8 protein-coding genes are annotated in these 6,248 nt (G+C 71.9%); 5 read left to right on the top strand and 3 right to left on the bottom strand.

The window, feature by feature from the left end:
* Together ABEB17_RS06920 and ABEB17_RS06915 are read right to left on the bottom strand one after the other, a co-directional pair.
* A partial coding sequence (locus tag ABEB17_RS06920; RefSeq protein ID WP_345715944.1) for a L,D-transpeptidase family protein occupies window positions 1-787 on the bottom strand: 787 nt, incomplete at its 3' end.
* A gap of 190 nt (window positions 788-977) precedes the next feature.
* Window positions 978-1,613, bottom strand: coding sequence for an NYN domain-containing protein (locus ABEB17_RS06915; protein WP_345715943.1), 636 nt, complete (start codon window positions 1,611-1,613; stop codon window positions 978-980).
* A gap of 94 nt (window positions 1,614-1,707) precedes the next feature.
* Between ABEB17_RS06915 and ABEB17_RS06910 the strand changes: the two genes are divergently transcribed.
* The 5 genes from ABEB17_RS06910 (at window position 1,708) to ABEB17_RS06890 (ending at window position 5,703) form a co-directional block, all read left to right on the top strand.
* Window positions 1,708-1,830 (top strand): hypothetical protein, encoded by a 123-nt coding sequence (locus ABEB17_RS06910; protein WP_345715942.1) that lies wholly within the window; start codon window positions 1,708-1,710, stop codon window positions 1,828-1,830.
* 10 nt (window positions 1,831-1,840) lie between these two features.
* On the top strand, window positions 1,841-2,752 hold the full coding sequence (locus ABEB17_RS06905) for an LLM class F420-dependent oxidoreductase (RefSeq protein WP_345715941.1): 912 nt from the start codon (window positions 1,841-1,843) through the stop codon (window positions 2,750-2,752).
* Window positions 2,753-2,822: 70 nt separating this feature from the next.
* Entirely contained in the window at window positions 2,823-3,953 is a 1,131-nt protein-coding gene (locus tag ABEB17_RS06900; RefSeq protein WP_345715940.1) for a Re/Si-specific NAD(P)(+) transhydrogenase subunit alpha, read from the top strand.
* The gene (locus ABEB17_RS06895; protein WP_345715939.1) at window positions 3,953-4,258 is read left to right on the top strand and encodes an NAD(P) transhydrogenase subunit alpha part 2; all 306 of its coding nucleotides are present in this window, start codon (window positions 3,953-3,955) and stop codon (window positions 4,256-4,258) included. Before ABEB17_RS06900 ends, ABEB17_RS06895 begins: the two co-directional genes overlap by 1 nt.
* Window positions 4,255-5,703, top strand: a complete 1,449-nt coding sequence (locus ABEB17_RS06890) for an NAD(P)(+) transhydrogenase (Re/Si-specific) subunit beta (RefSeq protein WP_345715938.1) — start codon at window positions 4,255-4,257, stop codon at window positions 5,701-5,703. The genes ABEB17_RS06895 and ABEB17_RS06890 overlap by 4 nt, the downstream gene beginning before the upstream one ends.
* Before the next feature lie 88 nt (window positions 5,704-5,791).
* Here the strand turns inward: ABEB17_RS06890 and ABEB17_RS06885 are convergent, their stop codons facing one another.
* The gene (locus tag ABEB17_RS06885; RefSeq protein WP_345715937.1) at window positions 5,792-6,217 is read right to left on the bottom strand and encodes a hypothetical protein; all 426 of its coding nucleotides are present in this window, start codon (window positions 6,215-6,217) and stop codon (window positions 5,792-5,794) included.
* Between the last annotated feature and the right edge of the window lie 31 nt (window positions 6,218-6,248).

The following is a 6,248-nucleotide window of genomic DNA, read 5'->3' as shown; positions in this document are numbered from 1 at the left end:
TGTCCCCCATGACCACGATGGGCTTGTCCTGCGGGGACAGGGCCCGCAGCAGGGCCTTCATCCCCTCGCGCGGCACGGACACGCACCCGTGGGTCGGACCGTCGTGGTCCACGTGCAGCCAGATCCCGCCGCCCCGCGCGTTGCCGTCCGGGTGCGTGCTGTCCAGCGGTGAGACGCCGGTGCGCCGGTTGAAGTCGATGGCGATCACGTAGTCGAAGCTGCCGGCGAGCGAGTCGCCGAAGACGCTGGACCCGGTCGGCACGAAGTGGCTGGAGCGGTGGTACGGCAGCTTGGTGCCCGGGTCGGCCAGCAGACCGCCGGCGTCGCTGAGGGTGTACGTACCGGCGGGCGTGCGCAGGTCGCCCTCGTGGTGGTCGTTCGTCCAGCCCTTGGCGCCGAGGTGGCCGCGCCAGCTCGCCTGCTTCTTCCAGGCGCCCTTGGTCAGTGCGTACAGCTCGATGGTCGCGGTCGGGGACGTCGACCCGTCGCCGCGCACCACCACCGCCTTGGTCGTGCCCGCTGGCACGGTCTCCAGGGTGCGCGGGCCGAGGGACGCGACCTCACCGAGCAGCTTTGGCTGCGTCACGACCCGGGAGCCGGACGTCGTCGGGCTGGCGCTCGCGCTCGGCGCGCCCGTCGGGTCCAGACCGCCGCCCCCGCCGTCGGGCAGGGACGCGGCGGCAGCCTTGCGCCCGGCGTCCCCGGGGTCGCCCTTGATGGCCATCGTCACCGCCAGCCCGGTCACCCCGAGCAGCAGGGCCGCCAGCAGCGTGCGCCGCCGGCGCACACGTGCGGACGGCCCCCGGCGTCGGTGGGACGACGCCCGGGGCTGCGGTGCCCGCGCCGCTGGTCGAGCGGCGCGACGAGTCGTCTCGGTGATGGGCAGAGCCTCTCGGTCGGGCCGCGTACGGCTCGTACCAGAGTAGGCCAGCGCCCGCCGAAGGGGTCTGAGGCGCCGCGCGCGCCGCCCGGACGGCTCACCCGGAGGCGACCTCGCGCATCGACCGGCTCGGCCGCAGCCAGGCACCCTCGGCGGGCAGCGCGTCCAGCCGGACCCGCTCGAGCGGGGTGACGAAGGCGCCTGGCACGTCCTCGAGGTCGAGGAACGTCAGCAGGTCGGACTCCATCGCGTAGCCCGCGACCTCGCTGAACGACAGGACGACGACCTGCACCCCTGAGCGGGCCAGGTCCTCGAGCGGTTCGAGGAAGTTCCGCCCGTCGCCGCTGGCCACGATCAGCCGGGTGAGCCGGCGCTGGGCGGCCCGGTCGGCGATGTGCTCGAGCATGTTGAGGTCGACGTCGTCGTCCGGGTGCAGCTTGGGCTTGGCGAACACGGCGTAGCCGAACGAGCGGATCGCCTCGATCCAGCCGCGCATCCCGGTGGCCGTGGCGGGCGGGATGTTGGCGAAGACGCTGCCCTCGACGTCCCGGTCCTCGGCCGTGGTGACGAACCAGCGGGCGATCGCGTCGAACCGCGGCCGTGACGCGGGGGACGGTTTGGCGCCGATCACGTTCGAGAGGGTCATGTCGATGTTGGGCGCGTCCCAGACCAGCAGGTCGAGCGGCGTGCGCTCGTCCAGGACGTCGGTGTCGTGGGGGTGCTCGTCGCTCATGGGGTGCATGGTGGCACTTGACGACCTTACTCGGAGTAGGTTACGGTCCCGTAGGTCAGCGGGGGTGGACGTTCCGACGATCTCGGGAGTCCCCATGAGCAACGAGCACCAGCCCCAGAACGAGCGCGAGCACCAGCGCGACGCCGGAGCAGCCCTGCTGCTCGGCGCGGTCGTGGTCGCCATCCTGATGGTCGGGTACATGTACCTGCGCGGCTAACGTGAGGCGCATGGACCTGCGCATCTTCACCGAGCCCCAGCAGGGCGCGTCGTACGACGACCAGCTGGCCGTCGCCCGCCACGCCGAGGACGCCGGCTTCGACGCCTTCTTCCGCAGCGACCACTTCCTGGCGATGGGCGTGGACGGCGAGCCCGGGCCCTCCGACTCGTGGGTGACCCTGGCCGGCCTAGCGCGCGAGACCACCCGGATCCGGCTCGGCACCCTGGTCAGCTCCGCGACGTTCCGGCACCCGGCGCTGCTCGCGGTGAGCGTGGCGCAGGTGGACCAGATGAGCGGCGGCCGCGTCGAGCTCGGTCTGGGCACCGGCTGGTACGAGGCCGAGCACCGGGCGTTCGGGCTGCCGTTCGGCACGGTCGGCGAGCGGTTCGACCGCTTCGAGGAGCAGCTGCAGATCGTCCAGGGCCTGTGGAACAGCGACGGCCCGTTCGACTTCGTCGGCGAGCACTACCAGCTGAGCGCCAACCCGGCCCTGACCCGCCCTGTGCAGTCGCCGCTGCCCATCATCATCGGCGGCGGTGGCGCGAAGAAGACGCCGCGGCTCGCCGCCACCTACGCGCACGAGTTCAACCGCGGCTTCTCCTCGGTGGCCGACACCGCTGCCTCGTTCGACCGGGTCCGCGCCGCCAGCGAGGCGACCGGGAGCGAGCTCGTGCTGTCCGTCGCGCACCCGATCTGCGTGGGGCGCGACGAGGCCGAGCTGACCCGCCGGGCCGAGGCGATCGGCCGCGACCTGGACGACCTGCGAGCCAACGCGATCGCCGGCACCCCCGACGAGGTGGTCGCGCGGATCGGCGAGTTCGCCGAGATCGGCGCCACGCGGTTCTACCTGCAGGTGCTGGACCTGGCGGACCTGGACCACCTCGACCTCGTCGCGAGCGAGGTCGCGCCGCAGCTCGGCTAGCCACTCGCACGGCAGATGTGACGCATCGCATCTCGTCGTGGCAGCCCTTGACCCTCTAGGTTGCCTGGGTATGAAGATCGCCGTCCCCGCGGAGACCCGCCCAGGCGAACGACGGGTCGCGGCCGTCCCCGACACGGTCGCGCCACTCGTCGCGGCCGGTCACGAGGTCGTGGTGCAGGCCGGTGCGGGCGTGCAGTCGCTGTCGGACGACGCCTCGTACGTCGCGGTGGGGGCGACGGTGGTCGAGGGTGACGTGCTCGCCGACGCGGACGTCGTCCTGCACGTGCGCCCCCTGTTGCCCGACCAGATCTCCCGGCTCAGACCCGGTGCCGTCACCGTCGGCTTCCTCGCGCCGTCCGCTGAACCGGACGGCGTGCGCGCGCTCCGGGACGCCTCGGTCACCGCGTTCTCGGTCGAGCTCGTGCCGCGCATCTCGCGGGCGCAGTCGATGGACGCGCTGACCTCGCAGGCGCTGGTGGCCGGCTACCGCTGCGCGCTCGAGGCGGCGATGCGCCTGCCGCGGTTCTTCCCCCTGTTCATGACCGCCGCGGGCACCGTCCCACCGGCCCGGGTGCTGGTGCTGGGCGCCGGAGTGGCTGGGCTGCAGGCGATCGCGACGGCCAAGCGGCTCGGTGCGGTGGTCGAGGCGTACGACGTCCGGCCGGCGTCCGCGGACGAGGTGCGGTCGATGGGGGCGACGTTCGTCCAGCTGGAGCTGGAGGCGATCGAAGGGGCCGGCGGCTACGCGCGCGAGATGGCCGAGGACCGGGCCACCCGCCAACGCGAGCTGCTCGCGCCGTACGTCGCGAAGTCCGACGTGCTGATCACCACCGCTGCGGTGCCCGGGCGACCGGCGCCGCTGCTGGTGACGGCGGACATGATCGCGGCCATGAAGCCCGGCTCCGTGGTGGTCGACCTCGCCGCCGAGAGTGGCGGCAACGTCGAGGGATCCGTTGCGGGAGAGGCGAACACGGTCGGCCCGGTCACCCTCGTCGGGATGGCCGACGCCGCGTCGGCGATGCCGACGGACGCGAGTCGGCTCTACGCCAAGAACCTGACGAACCTGCTGGCGCTGATGATCTCGGCCGAGGGGGAGCTGGTGGTCGACCTGGACGACGAGGTGCTCGCCGGGGCTTGCGTGACCCGTGACGGTGCCGTGCTGCACGAACCCACCCGCGAGCTGTTGGAAGGGGGCGACTGATGGACGGCATGACGATGCTGGCCTTGTTCGTGCTGGCGGCGTTCGTGGGCTTCGAGGTCGTCTCCAAGGTGTCCACGACGCTGCACACGCCGTTGATGAGCGGGGCCAACGCGATCCACGGCGTGATCCTGGTCGGCGCGATCCTGGTGACCGGGCAGACGACGTCCTGGTTCGGGACGACCCTCGGGTTGCTGGCCGTGGTGCTGGCCACGGTGAACATGGTCGGCGGCTTCGTGGTGACGGACCGGATGCTCGAGATGTTCAAGGGGCGCTCGTCCGGCCGGCCCGGCGGGGGTGCCCGATGAGCGTGCTCTCGGCGAACTGGACCGCCTTCTTCTACCTCGTCGCGGCGGTCTGCTTCATCCTGGCGCTCAAAGGTCTGTCGTCCCCGGGCACGGCCCGGCGGGGCAACCTGATCGGCGCCGGCGGTGCCGTGCTCGCGGTGGTCACGGCGTTCCTGTCCGAGGACATGGACCACGTGCTCGCGATCCTGGTCGCCATCGCGATCGGCTGCGCGATCGGCGTGCCGGCGGCGCGTCGGGTGGCCATGACGCAGATGCCGCAGCTCGTCGCGCTGTTCAACGGGGTCGGCGGCGCGGCGGCCGCGCTGGTGGCCGCGCTCGAGCTGCAGCACGGACGCTCCTTCGGTTGGACCGACTACCTCCCTGGGTCGCAGGGCCACGCACTCCTCGGCGCTCCCGGTGGGATCGCCAGTGCCGCAGGGGCTTTCACCGTCCTGGTCGGCTGCATCTCGTTCAGCGGCTCGTGCGTGACGTTCGCCAAGCTGCAGGAGCTGATGACGACCCGGCCGGTCACGATCAGGGGCGGGCAGTACCTGTTCGGCGGTTCGCTCCTCGTCTCCGTCGCGCTCAGCATCGTCATCGTGGTGCAGGGCCGCACGGACATCCCCGACGCCTGGCTGCTCGCGGTGCTGGCGCTGTTCTCGCTCGTCGCGGGCGTCCTGTTCGTCCTGCCGGTGGGCGGGGCCGACGTCCCGATCGTCATCTCCCTGCTCAACGCGTTCACCGGCCTCACGGTGGCGGCCAGCGGCTACGTGCTGAACAACACGCTGCTGCTAGTGGCCGGCACGCTGGTCGGCGCGAGCGGCACGATCCTCACCCGCCTGATGGCGTCGGCGATGGGTCGCTCGGTCACGTCGATCCTGTTCGGCGCCTTCCGGCCGTCGACGGCGGTCCTGGCCGGCACGGGTCCGGAGCGGCCGGTCCGCTCGGGCAGCCCCGAGGACGTCGCGATCCTGCTCGGCTACGCGCGCAAGGTGGTCATCGTCCCGGGCTACGGCTTGGCCGTCGCGCAGGCGCAGCACACCATCCGCGAGCTCGCCGAGCTGCTGGAGGCCCGCGGCATCGAGGTGCTCTACGGCATCCACCCGGTCGCCGGCCGGATGCCCGGGCACATGAACGTGCTGCTCGCCGAGGCGAACGTGCCGTACGAGGTGCTCAAGGAGATGGACGAGGTCAACCCCGAGCTGCGCACCGCGGACGTCGCCCTCGTCGTCGGCGCGAACGACGTGGTGAACCCGGCCGCCAAGACCACACCGGGCGCCCCCATCTACGGCATGCCGATCCTCGAGGTCGACCAGGCGCAGCAGGTGGTGTTCCTCAAGCGGTCGATGCGCCCCGGCTTCGCGGGCATCGAGAACGAGCTGCTCTACGACCCCAAGACCACGCTGTTGTTCGGCGACGCCAAGGACTCCCTCACCAAGGTCGTCGCCGCCGTCAAGACCCTCTGACGTTGATCACGTTCAGTGGGTCTGCACCCGCTTCTCGAGGCGAAGGACCCTCGAGAAGTGGACGTAACCCTCGACAAGGGGGCCCGCGCTAGGACGCCGGCTTGCTCTTCAGCGCCAGCTCGGCCCGCCGGCGCAGGCTCTTCCACGACCACACCTCGTCGTTCGTGCCGGCCGCGAACGCCTTGGCGAGGTCGGACCACGCCACCGGTGGCACCACCAGGTCCGAGTTGCCGAACACCTGCGCGCGGTCCGGTCCGAACGTCTCGAAGCGCAGCACCCCCTCGACCAGCACCCGGCGTCCGCGCAGGTCGAACCCGACGGGCAGGGACGGCGCCCGCCAGTCCACGACCCCGGCCACGAAGTGCGTGTAGGCGCCGGACCCGGACGTCTTGAGCCCGCGCACCTGGAAGACCGACAGGTTGCCGCCCTTCAGCGGGACGGCGAACAGGTCGCCGAGCTCGAGCTCCCCGGTCGTCGCGGGGACCAGCGGGAAGCGGCGTGCGGCAGGGCTCACGACCCGACCGTACTCAGGTCCGGCGTCCCGG

The sequence above is a fragment of the Angustibacter luteus genome (assembly GCF_039541115.1).
Lineage (GTDB): Bacteria > Actinomycetota > Actinomycetes > Actinomycetales > Angustibacteraceae > Angustibacter > Angustibacter luteus.
Note: the sequence above shows the minus strand (reverse complement) of the source record. Positions and strands in the feature narration are given on the sequence as shown.

Coding starts and splice junctions, on each gene's coding strand:
- ABEB17_RS06915 (WP_345715943.1), bottom strand. CDS start 1,613: ATGAGCGACGAGCACCCCCACGACACCGACGTCCTGGACGAGCGCACG.
- ABEB17_RS06910 (WP_345715942.1), top strand. CDS start 1,708: ATGAGCAACGAGCACCAGCCCCAGAACGAGCGCGAGCACCAGCGCGAC.
- ABEB17_RS06905 (WP_345715941.1), top strand. CDS start 1,841: ATGGACCTGCGCATCTTCACCGAGCCCCAGCAGGGCGCGTCGTACGAC.
- ABEB17_RS06900 (WP_345715940.1), top strand. CDS start 2,823: ATGAAGATCGCCGTCCCCGCGGAGACCCGCCCAGGCGAACGACGGGTC.
- ABEB17_RS06895 (WP_345715939.1), top strand. CDS start 3,953: ATGGACGGCATGACGATGCTGGCCTTGTTCGTGCTGGCGGCGTTCGTG.
- ABEB17_RS06890 (WP_345715938.1), top strand. CDS start 4,255: ATGAGCGTGCTCTCGGCGAACTGGACCGCCTTCTTCTACCTCGTCGCG.